This window comes from Arthrobacter sp., assembly GCF_031988865.1.
Lineage (GTDB): Bacteria > Actinomycetota > Actinomycetes > Actinomycetales > Micrococcaceae > Arthrobacter_B.
The window spans coordinates 1-20799 of sequence record NZ_DALZXY010000024.1; the positions used below are offsets into that span (position 1 = coordinate 1).

Consider the following 20799-nt stretch of genomic DNA (forward strand, 5'->3'; position numbering starts at 1 on the left):
GCCCAGCTGCGGCCCAGCCGGGGCGCGCCACGCGCGCCGGGCGCTACGGCTCCGGGTTGGTGAGGATGGCCGGATCCTTCTTGCCGTAAGGCATCCGGATCCGCAACGCCTGCGGGTCCACGCGCATGGAGATATGGGACGCCGAGCCCAGATGGTCACCGTCCATCTCGAAGTCCTGCGGCTCGTCGGCCCAGATCTCGGCGCTCTTGCACTGGAAGTACTCCACTGCTGTGCCACGGCCCTTGCCGCGGCGCAGCAGCCCGGCCACGACGGACAGCCAGCCGAGGCCGCCCTTGGGCGCCATGGTCATGATGTCCAGCAGCCCGTCGTCGATCTTCGCGCCGGGAAAGACTTCCAAGCCGCCGACGATCTTGCCGCAGTTCCCGCCCATCACGCTGCGAAGGCGTCGCTGGAACGGGGGGCCGCCGTCAATGGAAATCATGGTCCTGACCGGTTTACCGGGAAGGTTCCTGATCCCTGCATCCACATAGGCGAGCCAGCCGACCCTGTCCTTGAGCGCGGTATTGGTATCGCCCATCATCACGGCGTCGTACCCCAGCCCGGCCATGACCAGGAAGATATCACTGTCCACAGCTTGGTCTACCTTGACGTGGACCACGTCGATGCGGCGTTCCGTACCCGTGAGCGCGGTGCGGATGGCTCCGGCGGGATCATCCACCGGAACGTCGAGGTTGCGTGCCAGCAGGTTCCCGGTGCCGAGGGGGAGCAGGCCCAGCGGTGTGTCCGTACCGGTGAGCGCGGCGGCCACGCACCGCACGGTGCCGTCACCGCCGGCCGCAATAACGACGTCGACCCCCTCTTTCAGTGCCTGGCGGGCCATGCCGAGGCCGGGATCGTCCTTTTCGGTTTCCAGCCACAGCGGTTCCGCCCACCCCTCTTCGCGGCAGGCCGCGTCCACCAAGGCTCGGATGTCCACGTCCGTTTTCTTTGTGGGGTTGATGACGACGGCGGCGCGGCGGGAGGCGCGGGCGGCATCTGCGGGAAGGCTCTGCGCCTCTGGCTGGCTGGACATGGTGCCCTTCGATTAATGGAGTGGGTTCCGGCTCCGAGTCTAGACTGCCGCTGCCGCTGACATCTTGGTTCCCTCAGGCAACTTGTAGGCTTTGGGGGTGACTAACACCTCCCGATACGTGGCACTTGGCGATTCCTTTACCGAAGGAGTGGGGGACTGGGACCCGTCCCGGCCCAACGGGGTCCGGGGATGGGCGGACAGGGTGGCTGAGCAGCTGAGCCTCGCCGACTCATCCTGGCGATATGCCAACCTGGCCATCCGGGGGAAGAAGCTGCGCCAGGTCATCGACGAGCAGATCGAGGATGCGCTGGCCCTGGAGCCCACGCTGGTGACCATCTATGCCGGCGGGAATGACATCCTGCGGCCGAAGGTGGACATCGATGCGATCGTCCAGGCCTACGAGGGCGCCATTGGGCGCCTGCGTTCCGGGGGCGCCGCGGTGCTGGTCTTCACCGGCTTTGACTCCGGCCAGGCTCCGATTTTCGGCAGGACCCGCGGCCGCACCGCCCTCTACAACGAGCTTGTGCGCGAGGCAGCGGATGCACACGGTGCTGTCCTGGTCGACTACTGGCGCATGAAGGGCCTCCAGGATGAGCGGTACTGGGACACCGACCGCCTGCACATGTCTCCCGCAGGCCACATCCTTACCGCGAAGAAGGTGCTGGAAGTCCTCCGCGCCACCGATGCGCTGGACGTCCCCGAGCTGGATACCGTGCCTGCCCGGGACCGGATCCAGCGGCTGCGGCACGACGCGCGGTGGGCCCGGGAATATCTCGGTCCCTGGATCGGACGGCGGCTCCGCGGCGTCTCCTCGGGGGACAACCTGAGTGCGCGGTATCCCTCCCCGGTCCAGCTTCTCCCGGAGAGCTGAATCCGGCCCGCAGGTGCCGGAAAGGCCCCACAATCGTCAATGTGTGGCGCAATTCACAGCAAAGTCATATTTCTCTTGGTTTACGCCGAATGACTACGGGACGCAATTCACAAATTCCGTCATAAGCAGCCTTAGGATTCGGTGTTTGATCCTAAATTTCCTAAACTTGTAGGTCTCCCGGGCCTGTGCCTGGGCCGATGGATGCTTTGTCCCGAGCAGATGACCTCTAGAGAAAAGGCCAACATGCAGCAAGAAGCACCGAACGAAAGCTCAGCACCGCCCGGCGCTCCGGCGCCCGGAATGCCGCGCAAGCCCAAGCGGAATCCGCTGCGTAAGCGCCGCCTCGAAGTGGACGACGTGAACGTCGTTGACCATTCCATGATGAAGAAAGCCGTCGGCGGCACCGTCGTCGGCAACACCATGGAATGGTTCGATATTGGTGTGTACGGCTATCTGGCCGTCACCATGGGTGCCGTGTTCCTCTCCGAAGCGGACCCTTCCTCGCAGCTGCTCTTCAGCCTGGGTGTCTTCGCGGCAACCTTCATCGCCCGTCCGCTTGGCGGGATGATTTTCGGCCGGATCGGCGACCGCATCGGACGCCAGAAGACCCTGGCGGCCACCCTGATCATGATGGCCGCCTCGACCTTCATCATCGGCCTCCTGCCCGGGTACGCGCAGATCGGCATGGCAGCGCCGGTGCTGCTGATCATCATGAAGCTGATCCAGGGTTTCTCCACCGGCGGCGAGTATGCCGGTGCCACCACCTTTGTCACCGAATATGCTCCGGACAAGCGCCGTGGTTTCCTGGCCAGCATCCTGGACCTGGGCAGCTACATGGGCTTTGCCCTGGGCGCACTGACCGTCTCCATCCTCCAGCTGACCCTGAGCCAGGAAACCATGCTGGACTGGGGCTGGCGCATTCCGTTCCTGGTCGCCGGACCGCTCGGTGCCATCGCCATCTACTTCCGCCTGAAGATCGAAGAGTCCCCGGCGTTCCAGGCGACGCTGGATGCCCAGGAGGAGAACACCGCGGCAGCCGGCAAAGCCACGGACCAGGACGCCGTCGCACAGGGAACTTTTGGGATCTTCCGTGCCTACTGGCGCCCGATCGTGCTGGCCATGGCCCTGGTGGCCGCCGCCAACACCGTCGGCTACGCGCTGACTTCCTATATGCCGTCCTACCTCACTGATTCCAAGGGGTACGATCCGGTGCACGGCACCCTGCTGACCATCCCCGTGCTGGTCATCATGGCCCTGTGTATTCCGCTGACGGGAAAGCTCTCCGACCGGATCGGACGCCGTCCGGTGCTGTGGATGGGCGCGGGCTCCACGATCGTCCTGGCGGTTCCCTCCTTCCTGTTCATCGGCATGGGCCCCATCTGGTCCACGCTGCTGGGCCTGGCCCTGCTGGCGATCCCGGTTACCTTCTACGTGGCTAACCTGGCTTCCTCACTGCCGGCGCTGTTCCCCACGGCCAGCCGCTATGGCGCCATGGGCATCGCCTATAACTTCGCCGTGGCGATCTTCGGCGGCACCGCACCGCTGATCATGCAGGGGCTGATCACGGCCACCGGTGATGACATGATGCCCGCCTACTACCTGATCGCAACGTCCATCATCGGTGCGATCGCCGTCGGCATCATGAAGGAATCGGCCAACCGGCCCATGCCCGGCTCCATGCCGAGCGTGGCCACCGAGGCCGAAGCCCATGAACTGGTGGCAACCCAGGACGAGAACCCGCTGCTCGACGTCGACTCGCTGCCGTTCGATACGGCCGGAACCGCCGATGCCGACGCCGCAGTGAAGGGCGATCCGGAGCCGGCACGCTAGCGCACCCTTTCGCATCGGAACAGCAGGTAGTGGCCTTTCAATCCTGGGAAGGCCACTAACTGCTCTTTCGGGGTTATTCCCGCCCGGGGAGGGTGCCGATGCCATCCCGCCGGGATTCCCTTGAAGGATCAAGTGTCATGAGAGAATAGCGCCCATGACCGAACCCCAGTCCCCGTCCGCCCGCTGGCTCACCCCGGAGGAGCGGCAGGCCTGGCTGGCCCTCTATGCCGTAGCGACCCGGCTGCCCGGAACACTGGACGCAGACCTGTTCCGGCGGGCCCGGATCACCCTCTTCGACTACCACGTGCTGGCGATGACCTCGGAGTCACCGGAGAAGCAGCTGGCCATGAGCGAGCTTGCCTTCCGTTCCAATGCCTCCCTGTCCAGGTTGTCCCATGTGGTCAAAAAGCTTGAGCAGCGCGGCTGGATGCGCAGGTTCCCGTCACCGAAGGACGCCCGGGTGACGACGGCGGCCATCACGGAGGAGGGAATGGCCGCCCTGACCCAACTTGCGCCCGGGCACGTTGAATCCGTCCGCCACGCAGTTTTTGACGTCCTGGATGACCGCGATGTTGCGGACCTGGCCCGGGTCGGTACGAAAATCCTTGCCCTGCTTGATCCGGCCATGGCCCGCCAGACCGACCCAACCGAAGGATCCTAAATGCATCAGCCGCGGATACTGGCCGTCATCCTCGCCGGAGGTGCCGGCGGCAGGCTCGGCAGCCTGACCGACAACCGGGCCAAGCCTGCCATGCCGGTGGGAGGGTCCTATCGGCTGATCGATGTGCCCCTCTCCAATCTGCACAACTCCGGCCTCAGCGACGTCTGGGTCGTTGAGCAGTATGAGCCCAAATCCCTGAATGACCACCTGGTCAGCGGGCGTCCGTGGGACCTGGACCGGACCAACGGCGGCCTGCGGGTGCTGCCGCCCTATCAGGGCTCCGAGGGTGAAGGCTTCGCACAGGGCAACGCCGACGCCCTGTACCGGCAGGTGGACTACATCCGCGAATATGATCCGGACCTTGTGCTGGTGCTCAGCGCCGACCACCTGTACCGGTTGGACTACCGCGACGTCATCGCCACCCACTCCGAGGCCGGAGCTGCCCTGACCGTGGTGACCTACCGGATTGGCCACAACCCATCGGATCACGGTGTGGTCGAAGCCAGCGACGGCGTCGTCACGGGCTTTGAATACAAGCCGGAGAAACCCAAGACGGACCTCATCGCCGCGGAGATCTTCCTGTACGACGCCGAAGCGCTGCTGAGCAGTCTGGACGAGCTCGTGGAGCGGGACGGCCAGCTGGAGGACTACGGCGACCAGCTGCTGCCGCATTTTGTCGAGACTCAAAAGGTCGTTGAACACCGGCTTGAGGGGTACTGGCGGGATATGGGCACGCCGGCCAGCTACCACCAGGCCCACATGGACCTGCTGGACGGGCATGGCATGGTCTTCGACGATCCGGCCTGGCCCATCCTCTCCGCCACACCCCGCCGGCTTCCGGCCTTCGTCGGAGCAGCGGCCCGGGTGGAGACAAGCCTGCTGGCACCGGGCTCCAGGATCGAAGGTGATGTCAGCCGCAGCGTCGTCGGACCGGACTGCGACGTCGAGGCCGGAGCCGAGGTGCGCGGCTGTGTCCTGCTGGACGGGGTGCGCGTCAGCAGCGGAGCGCGGCTGCGCAACATGGTCGTGGACTCGGGCGCTGTGATCGGCGGTGCGACCGACCTGGACGGCGCTGAAGAAGACCCCGAAACCGGAATTGCAGTGGTCACCGCGGCCGGTGCGTTGGAGAAGCCCTCCACGTAGCCGGGGCCGGTCCTCCGGTTTGGTTCAAACGCGCCGGGCGTCTAGGATAGGAAGGCGTTAAGTCACGCCCATGATCTGGTTCGCTCCCTCGCGGGGACGGAGCAGGGCATTTGCGTGGCCGCCCGTATAAACCTAGAATTGAAGGCTGTCACAGCGGATTTCCGTTTGGCTGCCTGAACTTCACCGTCTTCCCCGCGGCGAGGCACTTCGGCTGGATCTCACCCCGCCAGGTCAACCTCCGGAAAGTCGCAGTAATAACGGTGTCAAAACTGGTGGCGGGACGCTCTTTAATGCAGGTGCCATGGCGGCATCGCCCTGGTGCTTGTTTTTTGAGGACCGTCATATTTACTACAACTGGAGGAGAGATCATGGCAGCTTACTGCCAGGTAACCGGAGCTATTCCCGGCTTTGGTCACAGCATTTCGCACTCGCACCGCCGCAACAAGCGCCGGTTCGATCCGAATATTCAGAAGAAGCGCTACTGGGTTCCGTCCCTGCGCCGTAACGTGACGCTGCAGGTTTCTGCCCGCGGCATCAAGACGATCGACGTCCGCGGCATTGACGCAGTCGTCACCGACCTCCTTGCGAAGGGTGTGAAGCTCTAGTGGCAAAGGACAAGGACGTACGTCCGATCATCAAGCTCAAGTCGACCGCCGGTACCGGGTACACCTACGTGACCCGCAAGAACCGTCGTAACGACCCGGACCGCATGGTCCTGAAGAAGTACGATCCGAAGATCCGCCAGCACGTCGAATTCCGTGAGGAGCGCTAAGAATGGCAAAGAAGTCAAAGATTGCCCGCAACGAGCAGCGCAAGCTTGTCGTTGAGCGCTACGCTGCGAAGCGCCTCGAGCTGAAGAAGACCCTGGTCGATCCGAACGCGACCGATGAAGCACGGGAAGCTGCACGCCTCGGCCTGCAGAAGCTGCCCCGCAACGCTTCGCCGGTCCGCCTGCGCAACCGCGACCAGATCGACGGCCGCCCCCGGGGTACCCTCCAGAAGTTCGGTATCTCCCGCGTGCGTTTCCGCGACATGGCTCACGCCGGCGAACTGCCCGGCATCAAGAAGTCCAGCTGGTAAGCACTGCTTTCCACGCCTGAAAAGGGCGGCAACCTCCCGGGTGCCGCCCTTTTTGCGTCTTCCGCGGCCGCTGAACTCCATAACCCGCACATTTTTCCGAAAAAACCCGAAAAATCCGCTAAAACCCGCGGTTTTTTGCGTAAGTTCGGTGCCTAAGCTGGTAAGTTTTCGAACAGAGGCGGTTACGCATCCGTGAACCGCTCGCGCTAAACACCAGAGTCCAGGAGGACATAAATTGGCTATGAACCGCAGTGAACTTGTTGCCGCAGTCGCAGAAAAGTCCGGCAACAGCCAGACCGCCGTTAACGGTGTGCTCGATGCCGTCTTCGACATCTTCGCAACCTCCGTTGCCAACGGCGAAAAGATCACCATCCCGGGCTGGCTTGCTGTTGAGCGCACCGACCGCGCAGCTCGCCAGGGCCGCAACCCGCAGACCGGCGAAACCATCCAGATTCCGGCCGGCCACAGCGTCAAGCTGACCGCGGGCTCGAAGCTGAAGGCTGCTGTCGCCAAGAAGTAGTACCCCGCAGTCCTGGGAAGGGCCGGTGCCGGATGGCACCGGCCCTTCCTTTTAACCGGCTGAGCTGGGTAATAGGCAGCCGGAACGGGGCAGCCTAGCCCAGTGCGTGGACAGGAATTGGCCCAATTTTTACCTGGGGTAGAGAATGGATAGCGTGCCAAACACTGTCAAGACCCAGAACACGCTGCCGGGGCGTTCCGCCGGTACCGCGCCCGGCAGCCCCGCCAGAAACGGCTGGCTGGCCGCCGGGATCTGCCTGATGGTCCTGTCGCTGGTGGTGGCGCTGCTCTTCAGCGGTGCGGCCGCTGCTGCACCGCTCTCCGATCCAGGGGCGCTGACCCGCTGGGGCCTACCCGTTGCGAAGGCCATCCAGAACGGTGCAATCGCTACCGTCATCGCGTCGCTGGTGTTCGCCGTCGTGATCCTGCCCAAACACGCCGGTCCGCGGCGTGGGAGGGGTGAGCGGGAGACCCGGCCGGAGCACCCCGCCTTCACCCAGACCATGGCGCTGGCCTCCGGCGCCGCCGCGGTCTGGACGCTGTCCGCCATCGGCGTCATGCTGTTCACCTACTCGGATGTCTCCGGACTGCCCCTGAGTGCGGACCCGTCCTACACCGACGGACTGGCGTCCTTCCTCACTGACTTCTCCACCGGCCGCGCGTGGCTGGCTGTGAGCATCATTGCCGCCGTCGTCACCACCCTCACCTTCGGCGTCCGGTCCCTGACCGGGCTGGCCCTCACCGCCGCGCTGGCCATTGGCGGCCTGCTGCCCATGGCGCTGGTTGGGCACTCCGCCGGCGGAGACGACCACACTGCAGCGGTCAACTCGATCGGGCTGCACCTGCTCGGTGTTTGTCTGTGGATGGGCGGGATTATTGTCCTGGCCGTGATTTCCAAGCAGCTCGGAGACATCACCGGCACTGTCCTCCGCCGCTTCTCCGCACTGGCTGGATTCAGTTTTGCGTTGGTGGCCCTCTCCGGGATCGTCAATGCTTCCCTGCGCATCACGTCCCTCGAGCAGCTGGACTCGCGCTGGGGCGGACTGGTGCTCTTTAAGCTGGCCGCCACCATCGTGCTTGGAGTTCTGGGCTTCCTGCACCGCCGGTGGATCATTCCGCGCCTGCCGGTCCCGGCTACCGGTGCGGGCGCCAACAAGGGCGTACCAGCGGACAGCGCAGCCAGTATGAGCGCCCGCCGGGTGCTGTGGCAGCTTGTGGCCGTGGAACTGCTGATCATGGCGGCAGTCTCCGGCGTCGCGGCGGCCTTGGCCCGCACCGCGACACCGCGCCCGGAGGAGCTTCCGCCGAACGCCACACCTGCCCGCATCCTGACCGGCTACGAGCTGCCGCCGGAACTGACACCCGAGCGCTACCTCACCGAATGGCGTTTCGACTGGCTCTGGGTAGCCATCGTGCTGACCCTTGCTGTGTCCTACGTCCTGGGACTGCGCAAGCTGCACCGCCGCGGGATCAAGTGGCCGATCGCCCGGACCCTCGCCTGGTTCGTCGGCCTCATTGCCGTTACCTATGTAACCTCCGGTGCGCCGACGGTCTACGGCATGGTGCTGTTCAGCACCCACATGCTCGGCCACATGGCGCTGACCATGGTGGTGCCGCTGTTCCTGGTCCTCGGTGCCCCTGTCACGCTGGCCCTGAAGGCCCTGACGCCGCGCATGGACGGCAGCAGGGGACTGCGCGAATGGATCCTGATCGGCGTGCACTCACGCTGGTCGAAGCTCATCACGCACCCGATCTTCGCGGCCGTGAACTTCGCCGGATCCATCATCATTTTCTACTACTCCGAAGCTTTCGGCTTTGCGCTGCGGCAGCACGTCGGCCACGAGCTGATGGTGATCCACTTCCTGCTGACCGGATACATCTTCATCCTGACAATGATCGGGATCGATCCGCTGCCAACCCGTGCGCCTTACCCCCTGCGGCTGGTCATCCTGCTGGCCACCATGGCCTTCCACGCCTTCTTCGGCGTAGCGGTGATGGGCCAGACGTCCCTGATCCAGGCCTCCTACTTCGGCAACATGGGGCGGGACTGGGGCCTGAGCGCCCTGGCAGACCAGCAGCTGGGCGGATCCATCATGTGGGGCGTCGGCGAGATACCGACCGTCCTGGTGGCCATCGGCGTCGCGCTGCAGTGGTCGCGGACGGATGCACGTGAAACCAAACGCAAGGACCGGGCCGCCGAGCGGAATAACGACGCGGACCTGACGGCTTACAACAATATGTTCGCCAAGCTGGCCGAACGTGATGCAAGGACAGACCAAGGAGAACATAGATGACTGAAACGGTGCGTGCCGGATACCGCGTCCGAGCCTCCGAGCTTGCAGGCCGCAACTGGCTCAACACGGGCGGCAAGCAGCTGGGCCTGGAGGGCCTCCGCGGGAAGATCGTTATCCTGGACTTCTGGACGTTCTGCTGCATCAACTGCCTCCATGTGCTGGATGAACTGCGGCCGCTTGAAGCGAAATATTCCGATGTCCTGGTGACGGTCGGTGTGCACTCGCCCAAGTTCGAGCACGAAGCGGACCCCGTTGCCCTCGCAGCCGCCGTCGAACGCTACGAAATCCAGCACCCGGTGCTGGACGACCCGGAACTTACGACCTGGCAGGCCTACACGGCCCGTGCCTGGCCGACCCTGGTCGTGATCGACCCGGAAGGCTACATCGTCGCGCACCTCTCCGGAGAGGGGCACGCATCCGGTCTGGAGTCCCTGGTGATGGAGCTCGTTGCCGAGCACGAAGCCAAGGGCACCCTGCACCGCGGCGACGGTCCGTACGTTCCGGCCGAGGCGACCTCCGGAGACCTGCGTTTCCCGGGCAAGGCCGTGGCTTTGCCCGAGGGCACTTTCCTCGTGACGGACACCGGGCACCACCGTCTGGTCGAACTCGAAGCGGACCTGACGACGGTCCGCCGTGTGATCGGCGACGGCACCAAGGGCTGGCGCGACGGCGACGCCGGGACCGCCCGCTTCAACGAACCGCAGGGCCTGGCGGTGCTGCCCGCAGCCGTCGCCGAAACCCTGGAGTACGACGTAATCGTCGCGGACACAGTGAACCACCGGCTGCGCGGCGTGAACCTGGCCACCGGTGCCGTCACCACGGTGGCAGGCAACGGCGTCCAGCGCCTCCTCGATGCGGAGAACCAGGCAGTGGCCCCGTCCACCGATCTGGGCTCCGATCCGCTGGACACTTCGCTGTCCTCACCCTGGGATGTGCTCTGGTCCACCACCCTGGGCCGGGCCGTCATCGCGATGGCCGGCACGCACCAGATCTTCGCCTTCGACCCCACCACCGATGCCCTGTCCATCCTGGCCGGCACCGGCCTGGAAGGCCTGCTGGACGGCGACGGCGACGACGCGTGGTTCGCGCAGTCCTCCGGCCTGGCACAGGACGCCGACGGCAGCATCTGGGTGGCTGACTCGGAAACCTCTGCCCTGCGGAAACTGGTCTTCGATACCTCCGGCGACCGGGTAAGCGTGCGCGTGGAAACCGCCATCGGCGCCGGGCTGTTCGACTTTGGCTTCCGCGACGGTGCTGCCGCTGAAGCGCGGCTGCAGCACCCGCTTGGTGTGGCAGTGCTTCCGGACGGTTCGGTGGCTGTAGCGGACACCTACAACGGCGCCGTGCGGCGCTACGATCCGGCCACACGCTCCGTTTCCACCCTGGCCCGCGGCCTCGCAGAGCCCTCAGGCGTCCTGCTCGACACAACGGCTGAAGAGCCGCTGCTGGTGGTCGTGGAAGCGAACAAGCACCAGCTGGTGCGCGTGCCGGTCCCGAAGGAAGCGCAATCCGTGGACGAAGGCGCCCGGCAGACGCAGCGGCCCAAAACGGCCATCGAAGCCGGACCGCTCGGCCTGACCGTCCGCTTTTCGGCGCCCAAGGGGCAGAAGCTCGATGACCGCTGGGGCGACCCGACGCAGCTGAAAATCTCCTCCTCGCCGGAGGAACTGCTGGTTTCGGGCGCAGGAACCGCCGTCGGCCTGGTCCGTGAGCTGGTGCTCTCCGACACCGTCAGCGAAGGTGTCCTGCACATCACTGCCCGCGCGGCGGCGTGTGACGGTGAGCCCGGGGGAGAGATCCCCCTGCACGCCGCGTGCCACCTTTACCAGCAGGACTGGGGTATCCCGGTCATGATCCAGCCGGGCGGAGAAACCGACCTCATTTTGGACCTCCGCGGCCTGGACTAACTGCCAGCCGGAACGCAGAAGGCGCCGTTTTCCTGTGAAAACGGCGCCTTCTGCGTTCCCGGTTCAAAGGGCGGAACTCGCAGCGTGTGCCCTGCTAGCTCTGTTGTTCGGAGAGGAGCTCGGCGTGACCATGCAGGGTTCCGGTAGCGAAACCGATTTTAACCGGTTCGGGTGTGCCGCAGCAGGACTCAGTTTCGGCTTCGGGTTCCGGTGTGCCGCAGCTCGAGGGTTCGCCCGCTGCCGGCAGATCGCAGGAGCCGCCCAGATCGGTAGAACACACACCGGTTTCAGGCAGGTCCAGTTCGACCAGATCCGCAGCCGCACGGTCCCCGGCCAAGGACGCCGCGATGGAGCGGACCTGTTCGTAGCCGGTGGCCATCAGGAACGTCGGGGCGCGGCCGTAGCTCTTCATGCCCACGATGTAGAAATCGGTTTCCGGGTGCGCCAGGACCCGTTCGCCGTGCGCGCTGACGGTGCCGCAGCTGTGGAGTTCCGGGTCGATGAGCGGGCCAAGCTCGCGCGGTGCCTCCACAACCTGGTCCAGGTCCAGCCGCAGCTCGGAGAGAATGCGCAGGTCCGGCCGGAAGCCCGTGGCCGGGACCACCAGGTCGACGACGAGGCTGCGGTCATCGGCGAGGACGACGGTCAGCCGGTCGCCCGTTTCCAGTGCGGTGACGGACACGTTTTCCAGGATGCTGATGTCACCGTTCTCCACGAGCCGGCGCAGGGAAGTGCCCAGCTGTCCGCGGGCCGGCAGCTCGTCGGCTGCCCCGCCGCCGTAGAGGCGGACCGGGTTGGCTGCCCCGCGCAGGCCCCAAAGGATCTGGGTGTCCGGGTGCTCTTGGCGCAGGCGGCCGAGGCTGATCAGCGTGTTGGCCGCCGAGTGGCCGGCGCCCAGGACGAGGACGGTTTTCCCGGCGAAGGACTCCTTGTCCGTGCCCAGGGGATCGGGCAGGGGTGAGGTGATGAAACCCAGCTCCCGGGCAGTGGCTTCGCCGATGGCCTCGATGCCCGAACGTCCCACCGGATTGGGGGTATTCCAGGTTCCGGAGGCATCAATGACGGCCCGGGCCAGCAGATCCGTGGTTCCCGAATCGGACTCTGAGCGGACGAGGAACAGGGCATCCTCGCGGCCCTGTGAACGGGTTTTGTCTACGCCCTTGCCCTCGGGCTGGACCCGCGTGACGCTGGTGACGCGGTGACCGTAGCTGATATGAGGTGCCAAGGCAGGATGGGCAGCCAGCGGCTCCAGATATTCGGTGACCATGTCCGCGCCGGAAGGCAGGCGGGTTTCCCGCGGCGCTTCCCAGTCTCCGGCGTAGTTCTCGGAGGGGGTTTCCAGCAGCCTGCGGGCGGCGGTATCGATGTTGTAGCGCCAGGTGGAGAAGAGCTTGATGTGGCCCCAGGCCTGCATGGCAGCCCCGGCGGCGGGTCCGGCTTCAAGGATGCGGACGTCCTGGTTGCGTTCGATCAGGTGCGCCGCGGCGGCCAGGCCGATGGGTCCGGCGCCAATGATGATGACGGGGTGCGTCTGGTTCATACTCTTGTACTCCTTTGGTGTTACTTGGTTGCGGGCAGCAGTTCGGAGATGAGGGCCTCGATGCGGGCACGGATTTCGTCGCGGATCGGGCGCACCGCCTCGACGCTCTGGCCCGCGGGGTCATCGAGCTTCCAGTCCTCGTAGCGCTTGCCCGGGAAGATCGGGCAAGCGTCTCCACAGCCCATGGTGATGACCACATCGGATTCCCTGACCGCCTCGGTGGCAAGGATCTTGGGGACCTCAGCGGAAATATCTATGCCCACCTCGCCCATCGCGGCGACGGCCGCAGGGTTCACAGTGTCCGCCGGTGCGGATCCTGCCGAGCGGACCTCGATCTGCCCTGCGGAGAGGTTGCTCAGGAAGGCAGCTGCCATTTGGGAGCGGCCGGCGTTGTGGACGCAGACGAACAGGACGGAGGGCCTGCTGGTGGTGTTCATGGTGGCCTTCTGTGTGGTGTTGGTGGTAAAGAATTTGCGGGACCAGAGTGCGGCGTAGACCAGGGCGACCAGGACGGGGACCTCGATGAGGGGGCCGACGACGCCGGCCAGCGCCTGGCCGCTGGTGACGCCGAAGGTGGCGATAGCAACGGCGATGGCCAGTTCGAAGTTGTTGCCCGCGGCGGTGAAGGCCAGGGTGGTGGTGCGGGCGTAGCCCAGGCCCAGGGCCCGGCCGATGAGCATGGATGCGCCGAAGACCACGATGAAGTAGACCAGCAGCGGCAGGGCGATGCGTGCGACGTCCAGCGGTTTGGCGATGATGGCGTCGCCCTGCAGGGCGAACAGGACCACGATGGTGAACAGCAGCCCGTAGAGTGCCCAGGGGCCGATCTTCGGCAGGAACTTGTTCTCATACCAGTCGCGGCCCTTGGCCTTTTCGCCGAAGGTCCGGGTGAGGAACCCTGCGATGAGCGGGATGCCGAGGAACACCAGCACCGAGAGAGTGATCGACCAGATGGAGAATTCGGCGCTGGTGGTGGGTAGGCCAAGCCAGCCCGGCAGCACCTGGAGGTAGAACCAGCCCAGGGCGCCGAAGGCGAAGACCTGGAAGACGGAGTTGATCGCGACCAGCACGGCCGCGGCCTCGCGGTCGCCACAGGCCAGGTCATTCCAGATGAAGACCATGGCAATGCAGCGGGCCAGGCCGACGATAATCAGCCCGGTTCGGTATTCGGGCAGATCGGCCAGGAAGATCCAGGCGAGGACGAACATAAACGCGGGTGCGAGAACCCAATTGATCACCAGAGAGGTGACCATCAGCTTCTTGTCGCTGATAACGTGCCGCGTTTCGTTGTAGCGGACCTTCGCGAGTACCGGATACATCATCACCAGCAGGCCAAGTGCGATGGGTAGGGACACTCCGGCGACCTTGATGGAATCCAGCGCCTGGCCCAGTCCCGGGATGAGCCGGCCCAATCCGAGCCCGAGGGCCATGGCCGCCAGGATCCAGACGGCAAGATACCGGTCCAAAGTGGATAGCTTGGCGGTGATGTGCGCCGTGTCTGCGGGAGCGGCAGCATGGGTCACGGGAAATCTTCTCCAAAGACGGGACATCGACGAACCTCGATGTACCGACTATGCTTGGATGCATCGATGTTTGTCAATCTCCCGGTTCGGGGCCGAATGAAAGCGAGGGCTGGCAGATGCCTGCACCGGCCGCCACATCACCAAGTGAGCGCACTTCCGTGGATTCCCTCAGCGAAACCGAAATCCCATGCTGCGTCCCCGCCCACGGGCAGGAAGCCCTGCAGGTTGGGGAGGCCGAAGCCCTCGCCGCCCGCTTCAAGGCGCTGGCGGACCCGAACCGCCTGCGCATCCTCTCCATCGTCTCTACCAGCGCCGCAGCTGAAACCTGCGTCTGCGACCTTCCCGAGCCGTTGAAGCTGAGCCAGCCCACCGTCTCGCACCACCTGAAGATCCTGGTGGAGGCGGGTCTGCTCAACCGGGAAAAGCGCGGAGTCTGGGCCTACTACTCCCTGGTTCCCGGTGCACTGGATTCCCTGGCCGCAGCCCTGGCCCCGAGGGCCTGACTCCGGCCGCAGCGGAATCCGGCCATCCGGGTTGTTCCAGTACCGCTGGCTGACCGGCCATGGCATGTCCTCCGGTGCAAGCGGCTACGGAACCTTCTCCCGCTCGGGACCGGACCCCCGTAGGGGCTAGTCGACCGTAGGGGCTAGTCGACGACGGCGGTGAGGCTGATGTTCTCGCCGCTCACGGACAGGCGGGCACCGAAGGAGAATTCCTTCTCCTCCACGAGCGGGCTCTGCACGCCGGAGAACAGGTCTGTCTGGGTGGCGGTGACCTTTGCTGTCCCTTCCAGCGGGGCGAGAACCCAATGGCCGTCGGCGGGGGAAATCTCCACTGTGGGATAGTTCGTGATTTCCCAGGTGATGGGGGGTTCCACCCGATTATCAGTTAGGTGGTAGAACGGGCAGCCCGCTGGGGCCAGCCGGTTCTGCTCACCGGCACAGTTGTCCAGGAATTCGTGGACTCTCGCGTCGACGGCCTCGACCAACGCGGGCGTGGCCTGGCTGCGAAGGGCCAGGTCCAGCGAACCCGACGGATCAGCCAGCACACCGGTTTGTTCGGGCGCTTCAAAGTAGCCGCTGGTGTAGGACGCCGCGATCCGGGACGGGTAGAACGCGGCGAAGGTATTGCTGCCCTCCGGCAAGGCCACGCGCGCGCCGTTGAGTACCGCCTCGTTCTGGTTGGCGGCGCTGACCCGGACGTTGGGGAGGGTCACGGGCCGGAAAGTCCACTGGTCAAAGAACATCCAACGGGTGCCCGTCTTCTCCAGCTGGAAAGTTGACTGTTCCTCGGCGTCGTCCAACCGGTAGCGCACCACCACGTCGGAACGGTCATCCACGGACGTCTCGTTTTCCTCGATCCCCAGGACCTCGAGCCCGGCGGTGGAGGACCGCAGTGCGTCGCCGTCCAGCAGGGCCGCGTTCGCGTCAGGAATCTCGGCGTTCAACAGGCCGAGGGCCTGCGCGCCATTGCCGTCCTGAAGAGCCTGCAGATAGTTCTCTACCTGCTTGCCCGGGCCGTACACCTTGGCATTAACGAGCCAAATGACGACGACGGCGGCCGCGATGGTGAGCATGAGGGCAGTGAGCCAGATGGTGACTGCCTTAATTACCGGTGATGTTCCCTGCACGCTCTAACGTTACCTGCCAGCGCATGCAGGGCCGGTCCGGCCAGCCGCGAGCCGTGGCACGCTGCGATCGAGTCACGCTGAAGCGCCGCCGGCCCAGCGGCCGCCTGCCGGCGGCGCCGGTTACCTCCCTGCATGGGTGTCCCACCCAACCCGTCGGCCTCCGGCCTAGGAATCGGCCTAGGAATCGGCCGGGGTGGCTTCCGCCTTCTTGAGCTCTTCCTTGGCCATGGCAATTTCCTCGGCGCGCCGGACGTTTGCCTCCTCCGTCAGCTCGGCACCCGCCTCCGGGTCCAGAGTCAGGTTCTCTCCGGTTTCGGGGTCGAAGAGGTGCAGCTTGCGGGTGTCGAGCCACAGCTCGGCTTCGCGTCCGCCGCGCACCCTGCTGGCGGCGTCGAGCGTCACCACCACCTGCGGGCGCAGCTCCTCGGCATCCATGTCCCGGGCGAGGTCGTTCAGGAGCTCACGTACCTCGGGTGTGGGGTCGAAATGGATGTAGCCGTACTGTTCATTGCCCAGCCACTCCGTGTGCGTGATGTGCGCCTTGAACGTGGAGCCGTGGGCCTTCTTGTCGGCCTCGACCAGGGACGCATCTTCGAAGAACTCGGGGCGGATACCCACCAGCACCACTTTTTTGCCGGCAGCCTTGGCAGCCTTGTCGGCGGGAATCGTGATGTCGCCGACGGAGGTTTCGAGGATGTTGCCGTCCTTGAACGTTGCGGGCAGGAAGTTCATGGACGGGGAGCCGATGAATCCTGCCACGAAGAGGTTGGCCGGCTGTTCGTAGAGTTCCCGCGGGGAAGCGACCTGCTGGAGGATGCCCTTTTTCAGCACGGCGACGCGGTCGCCCAGGGTCATGGCTTCGGTCTGGTCGTGTGTGACGTACACACTGGTGACCCCGAGCCGGCGCTGCATCTGGGAAATTTCCGACCGCATCTGCCCGCGCAGTTTGGCATCCAGGTTGGACAGCGGCTCATCGAACAGGAAGGCATCGGCCTGCCGGACGATGGCCCGGCCCATGGCAACGCGCTGCCGCTGGCCGCCGGACAGGTTGCCTGGTTTCCGGTCGAGGTGCTCAGTCAGTTCCAAGGTGTCAGCGGCCTCACGGACGAGCCGGCGCACCTCGTCGTCGGAGTATTTGCCCTTGTTCAGCCGCAGCGGGAAGGCGATGTTCTCAAACACGGTCAGGTGAGGGTACAGGGCATAGTTCTGGAACACCATGGCGAGGTTGCGGTCACGGGGCGCCTTGTCATTCACGCGTTCCCCGTTGATCAGTAGTTCACCGGAGGTGATGTCCTCCAGACCGACGATCATCCGCAGCAGGGTCGACTTGCCGCAGCCCGACGGGCCGACGAGGATGATGAACTCGCCGTCGGCAATATCCAGGCTGACGTCGTTGACGGCCGGGAAACCGTCGCCGTACTTCTTGACGAGGTTCTTGAGCGTAATTGATGCCATGCTCGTGGCTCCTTTTCTTTTTGCCGTGCGTCCGGGGCTAGCCCTTGACGGCGCCCTGGGTTAGTCCGGACACAATCTGCCGCTGGAACAGCAGCACCAGTACAACGACCGGGATGGTCACAATGATCGCGGCCGCGGAAATAGCTCCGGTGGGCTGCTCAAACTGGGATGCCCCGGTGAAGAACGCCAGCGCCGCCGGAACGGGCCGCGCCGCGGAGGTCGATGTCAGCGATATGCCATAGACAAAGTCGTTCCAGGCGATGAAGAACGCGATGATGGCGGTGGTAAAGACTCCGGGGGCGGCCAGCGGGATGATGGCCTTGCGGAACGCCTGCCAGGTGGTGGCGCCGTCCACCTGGGCGGCCTGCTCAAGTTCCCAGGGAATCTGCCGGAAGAACGCGGCCAGGGTCCAGATGGAGATCGGCAGCGTCAGGGACAGGTACGGAATGATCAGCCCGAGCCAGGTGTCATAGAGGCCGATGTTCCGCCACAGGTTGAACAACGGGGTCACGATAGAGATCACCGGGAAGATCGAGACGCCCAGCGCCGTGGTCAGGACCAGCCGCTTGCCGGGGAAGTCCAGCCGGGCGATGGCGTACGCACACAAGGTGGCCAGCACAACGGCGATTACGGTGGCGATCAGGGAGATGCCGATGGAGTTCCGCAGCGCCGAGAGGAACAGCTCCTGGGCGTCGCCGACCAGGATCTGCTCATAGTTGACCGTGGACCAGGTGCTCGGCAGGAACGTGCCGGAGGTGAGGTCGCTGGGGAGCTTGAAGGAAGTCGCGAAGATGGAAGCGACCGGGAACAGTGCGTACACAACCACCAGAATGGAAATGATCGTCCAGGTGAGGCGTCTGCGGATCGGTGACGATTTCATTTAGTTGCCCCCTCGTGCGCCGGTCAGGTCCACCTTGAAGAGTTTGATCGCAATGAAGCAGATGATGATGACGCACAGGAACAGCAGGACGGAGATGGCGGACCCCATGCCGATCTCCAGCCTGGTGATGGAGGTGCGGTAGGCCAGCAGGGACAGTGTCTCTGTGCCGTAGGCGCCCTTGGTCATGATGTAGACGTTGTCGAAGATGCGGAACGCATCCAGTGCCCGGAACAGCACCGCCACCATGATCGCGGCCTTCATGTTCGGCACGATCACCCGGCTGAAGCGCTGCCACCAGGTGGCGCCGTCGACCTCTGCCGCTTCCGTCAGCTCACCCGGGACCTGCGCCAGCCCTGCCAGCAGCAGCAGTGAGATGAACGGAGTGGTCTTCCAGATTTCGGACGCCATGATCACGGAGATCGAGGTGCCGAAGTTCGCGAACCAGTTCAGGTCCGGGCTGATGCCCGGCACCCAGTCGAACCAGGAGTTGACGTAGCCGGAGTTGATGTCGAAGGCGTAGAACCAGGCGAAGGCCGAGACCACCGTGATGATGCCGTAAGGCACCAGGATGGCGGTCCGGAGCCAGCCGCGGATGGACTTGAGCGCACTGTTCATGATCATGGCCAGGATGAAGCCAAGAACCAGCTCGATCACCACCGTTACCACGGTGATCAGCAGCGTGACGCCGAGGTCCCGCCAGAACACTGTGTCGGTCAGGACGGTGATGTAGTTGCCGAAAAACACGAATGACCGGTCGTCCGGCGCCGTGAGCCGGTACTTGAACAGCGAGTCATAGAAGGCGAGCAGGATCGGGTAGGCAGTGACCGCGAGCATGATCACGAAGGCGGGCCCCGCCAGCCAGAGCCCGAGCCGGCGTTCGCTGCGTGCGCGGTCGCTGAGCCGGGGTTTGCGTTGCTTCGGATTGCCGCCGCCGGCGGCAGGACGGGTCTCAACGGAGGTACTCATAGCAGCCTCTCTCCCTTCAGGACCGCAAGAATGAACTCCTGGCTGGTGGCCGGCGTGCTGTCCGGGTTAACGTCCGACGGCGGTGTCCATGTCTGCTGGATGCCGGTGGAAATTTCGTTGTAGTACGGCGTCTGCGGCCGGGGTTTGGCCAGCTGCAGCGATTCCTGGATGGTGCCGGCCATTGGGAAGGTTTCGAGCGCCGTGGGATCGTTGTACGCCTCGGTGTTCGACGGCGGGTTGCCGTTGGTCTGGAAGTAGTAGGCCTGGTTTTCGGGGCTCACAATGCACTCGATCGCGTCAAAGGCGAGGTCCGGATGCTTGCTCTTCGCGCCGACTGCGAGGTCGATGCCGCCCAGCGGGGGAGCGGTGTCCTCGCCCTCATTGACCCGCGGGTAGAGCGCCCAGCCAATGTCGTCGACGAGGGACTGCGGGAGCGCGCCCTCCTCAACGGCCGCATTGGTTGCCGGCCAGACGAAGGGGTAGTTCACCATAAACGCACCCTTCTCTCCCTGGAACTGGGTCATGGAGAAGTTCTCTGTCTGGGTGGGCAGGCCGGGCCCGCCCAGCCCATCCTTGCCGATGGTGGAGACGATCTGGGCAGCCTTGGTGCCTGCTTCCGTATCGATGCCCAGCTCGATTTCGTCTGCGGGAGCATCCGCGTTCTCCACGATCTGTCCGCCTGCCGACTCGATCAGGGCATTCACCCAGACCGTCATCGATTCTGCCCGGGCGCCCTGCACGCTGAGGTACTTGTCTTGTTCCCGCACGGCTTCGATGAGCTGGTCCCAGGTCACCGGCTGGGTCATGTCCAGTCCGGCGGCTTCGGCAACCGACTTGCGGTACCAGAGGATCTGCGTGTTGGCCCAGAAAGGCACCGCCACGATTTCGTCCTTCCAGGTAGCGCCGGTCAGCGCGCCCTCCACCACGTTCTGAGTGGTCCGTTCGCGGACCTCATCCGGGATCGGCGCCAGATAGCCCGGCTCCGCGTATTCCGGTACGTTCGGCGGGTCCAGGCTCATGATGTCCATGGTTGTGTCGCCTGCCGCCAGCCTCCGGGCGAGCTGTTCGCGCTGCGAAGCGGCGTCGTTGGGGAGCAGGGAGGTTTCGATGGTGTAGGCACCGTCGGAAGCGTCGGAGCAGCGTTTCGCGAGCTCAGCCTGCCCGCCGTCGTCGGGGTTGATGTACCAGGTCAGCGTGGGCGCCGCACCGGCATCGGAGCTGCAGCCGGCCAACAGGGTGGCACCGACGGCGAGGGCGAACCCCGCGGCTGCAGACTTCCTCATCCAGGGTCTGCCGTGATGTGTTTCGTCTTGTGGCATTGGTGCATGCCTCCACCTCGTCGTAGGCACGGACTGAGTGATTTTCCGCGAAAGGAAGCGATCCTAAGCAACCTTTCGACCGACCCTATGCCCTAATGCACTATTGCGCCACAGTTCACATCGGAAACGGTGAAACCTCAGGTGGGAG

Annotated in this window: 19 protein-coding genes and 1 pseudogene; 11 read left to right on the plus strand and 9 right to left on the minus strand. The window is 64.8% G+C overall.

Annotated features, from left to right (window positions below):
- Window positions 1-43: 43 nt before the first annotated feature.
- On the minus strand, window positions 44-1033 hold the full coding sequence (locus RTN46_RS06505) for a diacylglycerol kinase family protein (protein WP_312179968.1): 990 nt from the start codon (window positions 1031-1033) through the stop codon (window positions 44-46).
- A gap of 97 nt (window positions 1034-1130) precedes the next feature.
- Here RTN46_RS06505 and RTN46_RS06510 point away from each other — a divergent pair, with 97 nt between their 5' ends.
- The 10 genes from RTN46_RS06510 to RTN46_RS06555 all read left to right on the plus strand — a co-directional run bounded on the left by RTN46_RS06510 (window position 1131) and on the right by RTN46_RS06555 (window position 11338).
- A complete protein-coding gene (locus RTN46_RS06510; RefSeq protein WP_312179970.1) occupies window positions 1131-1904 on the plus strand; it encodes an SGNH/GDSL hydrolase family protein in 774 nt (257 codons plus the stop codon).
- A gap of 300 nt (window positions 1905-2204) precedes the next feature.
- The gene (locus RTN46_RS06515) at window positions 2205-3734 is read left to right on the plus strand and encodes an MFS transporter (RefSeq protein WP_312180027.1); all 1530 of its coding nucleotides are present in this window, start codon (window positions 2205-2207) and stop codon (window positions 3732-3734) included.
- A gap of 154 nt (window positions 3735-3888) precedes the next feature.
- Window positions 3889-4395, plus strand: a complete 507-nt coding sequence (locus RTN46_RS06520) for a MarR family transcriptional regulator (protein ID WP_312179972.1) — start codon at window positions 3889-3891, stop codon at window positions 4393-4395.
- Window positions 4396-5538 (plus strand): sugar phosphate nucleotidyltransferase, encoded by a 1143-nt coding sequence (locus tag RTN46_RS06525; protein WP_312179975.1) that lies wholly within the window; start codon window positions 4396-4398, stop codon window positions 5536-5538. It begins immediately after the preceding gene.
- Window positions 5539-5906: 368 nt separating this feature from the next.
- Window positions 5907-6143, plus strand: a complete 237-nt coding sequence (gene rpmB / locus RTN46_RS06530) for a 50S ribosomal protein L28 (RefSeq protein WP_066296721.1) — start codon at window positions 5907-5909, stop codon at window positions 6141-6143.
- Window positions 6143-6310 (plus strand): 50S ribosomal protein L33, encoded by a 168-nt coding sequence (gene rpmG / locus RTN46_RS06535; protein ID WP_013602737.1) that lies wholly within the window; start codon window positions 6143-6145, stop codon window positions 6308-6310. Before rpmB ends, rpmG begins: the two co-directional genes overlap by 1 nt.
- Window positions 6311-6312: 2 nt before the next feature.
- A complete protein-coding gene (gene rpsN, locus RTN46_RS06540; RefSeq protein ID WP_312179980.1) occupies window positions 6313-6618 on the plus strand; it encodes a 30S ribosomal protein S14 in 306 nt (101 codons plus the stop codon).
- A 235-nt stretch (window positions 6619-6853) separates the two neighbouring features.
- Entirely contained in the window at window positions 6854-7138 is a 285-nt protein-coding gene (locus tag RTN46_RS06545) for an HU family DNA-binding protein (RefSeq protein ID WP_055239039.1), read from the plus strand.
- Between the two features lie 145 nt (window positions 7139-7283).
- On the plus strand, window positions 7284-9431 hold the full coding sequence (locus tag RTN46_RS06550) for a cytochrome c oxidase assembly protein (protein ID WP_396157415.1): 2148 nt from the start codon (window positions 7284-7286) through the stop codon (window positions 9429-9431).
- Window positions 9428-11338 carry an NHL domain-containing thioredoxin family protein gene (locus RTN46_RS06555; protein ID WP_312179982.1) on the plus strand — a complete coding sequence of 637 codons (1911 nt, stop codon included), beginning with the start codon at window positions 9428-9430 and terminating at the stop codon, window positions 11336-11338. Before RTN46_RS06550 ends, RTN46_RS06555 begins: the two co-directional genes overlap by 4 nt.
- Before the next feature lie 94 nt (window positions 11339-11432).
- Here RTN46_RS06555 and RTN46_RS06560 read toward each other — a convergent pair whose 3' ends face one another.
- From RTN46_RS06560 to arsB, 3 genes and pseudogenes are all read right to left on the minus strand, one after another.
- Entirely contained in the window at window positions 11433-12878 is a 1446-nt protein-coding gene (locus RTN46_RS06560; RefSeq protein WP_312179984.1) for an FAD-dependent oxidoreductase, read from the minus strand.
- A gap of 20 nt (window positions 12879-12898) precedes the next feature.
- On the minus strand, window positions 12899-13315 hold the full coding sequence (locus RTN46_RS06565; RefSeq protein ID WP_312180030.1) for an arsenate reductase ArsC: 417 nt from the start codon (window positions 13313-13315) through the stop codon (window positions 12899-12901).
- A 12-nt stretch (window positions 13316-13327) separates the two neighbouring features.
- A pseudogene (gene arsB / locus RTN46_RS06570) lies at window positions 13328-14428 on the minus strand (ACR3 family arsenite efflux transporter); the annotation flags it as partial.
- Between the two features lie 89 nt (window positions 14429-14517).
- Between arsB and RTN46_RS06575 the strand changes: the two are divergent.
- Entirely contained in the window at window positions 14518-14904 is a 387-nt protein-coding gene (locus RTN46_RS06575; RefSeq protein ID WP_312179985.1) for a metalloregulator ArsR/SmtB family transcription factor, read from the plus strand.
- Between the two features lie 143 nt (window positions 14905-15047).
- On the opposite strand, the gene RTN46_RS06580 is transcribed toward RTN46_RS06575, so the two are convergent.
- The 5 genes from RTN46_RS06580 to RTN46_RS06600 form a co-directional block, all read right to left on the minus strand.
- Window positions 15048-16031: a hypothetical protein gene (locus tag RTN46_RS06580; RefSeq protein WP_312179987.1), complete on the minus strand. Its 984-nt coding sequence runs from the start codon at window positions 16029-16031 to the stop codon at window positions 15048-15050.
- Between the two features lie 177 nt (window positions 16032-16208).
- On the minus strand, window positions 16209-17486 hold the full coding sequence (locus tag RTN46_RS06585; protein WP_312179989.1) for a sn-glycerol-3-phosphate ABC transporter ATP-binding protein UgpC: 1278 nt from the start codon (window positions 17484-17486) through the stop codon (window positions 16209-16211).
- A 37-nt stretch (window positions 17487-17523) separates the two neighbouring features.
- The gene (locus RTN46_RS06590; protein ID WP_312179991.1) at window positions 17524-18366 is read right to left on the minus strand and encodes a carbohydrate ABC transporter permease; all 843 of its coding nucleotides are present in this window, start codon (window positions 18364-18366) and stop codon (window positions 17524-17526) included.
- Entirely contained in the window at window positions 18367-19332 is a 966-nt protein-coding gene (locus RTN46_RS06595) for a sugar ABC transporter permease (protein WP_312179993.1), read from the minus strand.
- On the minus strand, window positions 19329-20615 hold the full coding sequence (locus tag RTN46_RS06600) for an extracellular solute-binding protein (protein WP_312179995.1): 1287 nt from the start codon (window positions 20613-20615) through the stop codon (window positions 19329-19331). Before RTN46_RS06600 ends, RTN46_RS06595 begins: the two co-directional genes overlap by 4 nt.
- Window positions 20616-20799: the final 184 nt, after the last annotated feature.

Coding starts and splice junctions, on each gene's coding strand:
- RTN46_RS06565 (WP_312180030.1), bottom strand. CDS start 13,315: ATGAACACCACCAGCAGGCCCTCCGTCCTGTTCGTCTGCGTCCACAAC.
- RTN46_RS06520 (WP_312179972.1), top strand. CDS start 3,889: ATGACCGAACCCCAGTCCCCGTCCGCCCGCTGGCTCACCCCGGAGGAG.
- RTN46_RS06555 (WP_312179982.1), top strand. CDS start 9,428: ATGACTGAAACGGTGCGTGCCGGATACCGCGTCCGAGCCTCCGAGCTT.
- RTN46_RS06505 (WP_312179968.1), bottom strand. CDS start 1,033: ATGTCCAGCCAGCCAGAGGCGCAGAGCCTTCCCGCAGATGCCGCCCGC.
- RTN46_RS06575 (WP_312179985.1), top strand. CDS start 14,518: ATGCCTGCACCGGCCGCCACATCACCAAGTGAGCGCACTTCCGTGGAT.
- RTN46_RS06600 (WP_312179995.1), bottom strand. CDS start 20,615: ATGAGGAAGTCTGCAGCCGCGGGGTTCGCCCTCGCCGTCGGTGCCACC.
- RTN46_RS06515 (WP_312180027.1), top strand. CDS start 2,205: ATGCCGCGCAAGCCCAAGCGGAATCCGCTGCGTAAGCGCCGCCTCGAA.
- RTN46_RS06560 (WP_312179984.1), bottom strand. CDS start 12,878: ATGAACCAGACGCACCCCGTCATCATCATTGGCGCCGGACCCATCGGC.
- RTN46_RS06585 (WP_312179989.1), bottom strand. CDS start 17,486: ATGGCATCAATTACGCTCAAGAACCTCGTCAAGAAGTACGGCGACGGT.
- RTN46_RS06595 (WP_312179993.1), bottom strand. CDS start 19,332: ATGAGTACCTCCGTTGAGACCCGTCCTGCCGCCGGCGGCGGCAATCCG.
- rpsN (WP_312179980.1), top strand. CDS start 6,313: ATGGCAAAGAAGTCAAAGATTGCCCGCAACGAGCAGCGCAAGCTTGTC.
- RTN46_RS06590 (WP_312179991.1), bottom strand. CDS start 18,366: ATGAAATCGTCACCGATCCGCAGACGCCTCACCTGGACGATCATTTCC.
- RTN46_RS06525 (WP_312179975.1), top strand. CDS start 4,396: ATGCATCAGCCGCGGATACTGGCCGTCATCCTCGCCGGAGGTGCCGGC.
- RTN46_RS06550 (WP_396157415.1), top strand. CDS start 7,284: ATGGATAGCGTGCCAAACACTGTCAAGACCCAGAACACGCTGCCGGGG.
- rpmB (WP_066296721.1), top strand. CDS start 5,907: ATGGCAGCTTACTGCCAGGTAACCGGAGCTATTCCCGGCTTTGGTCAC.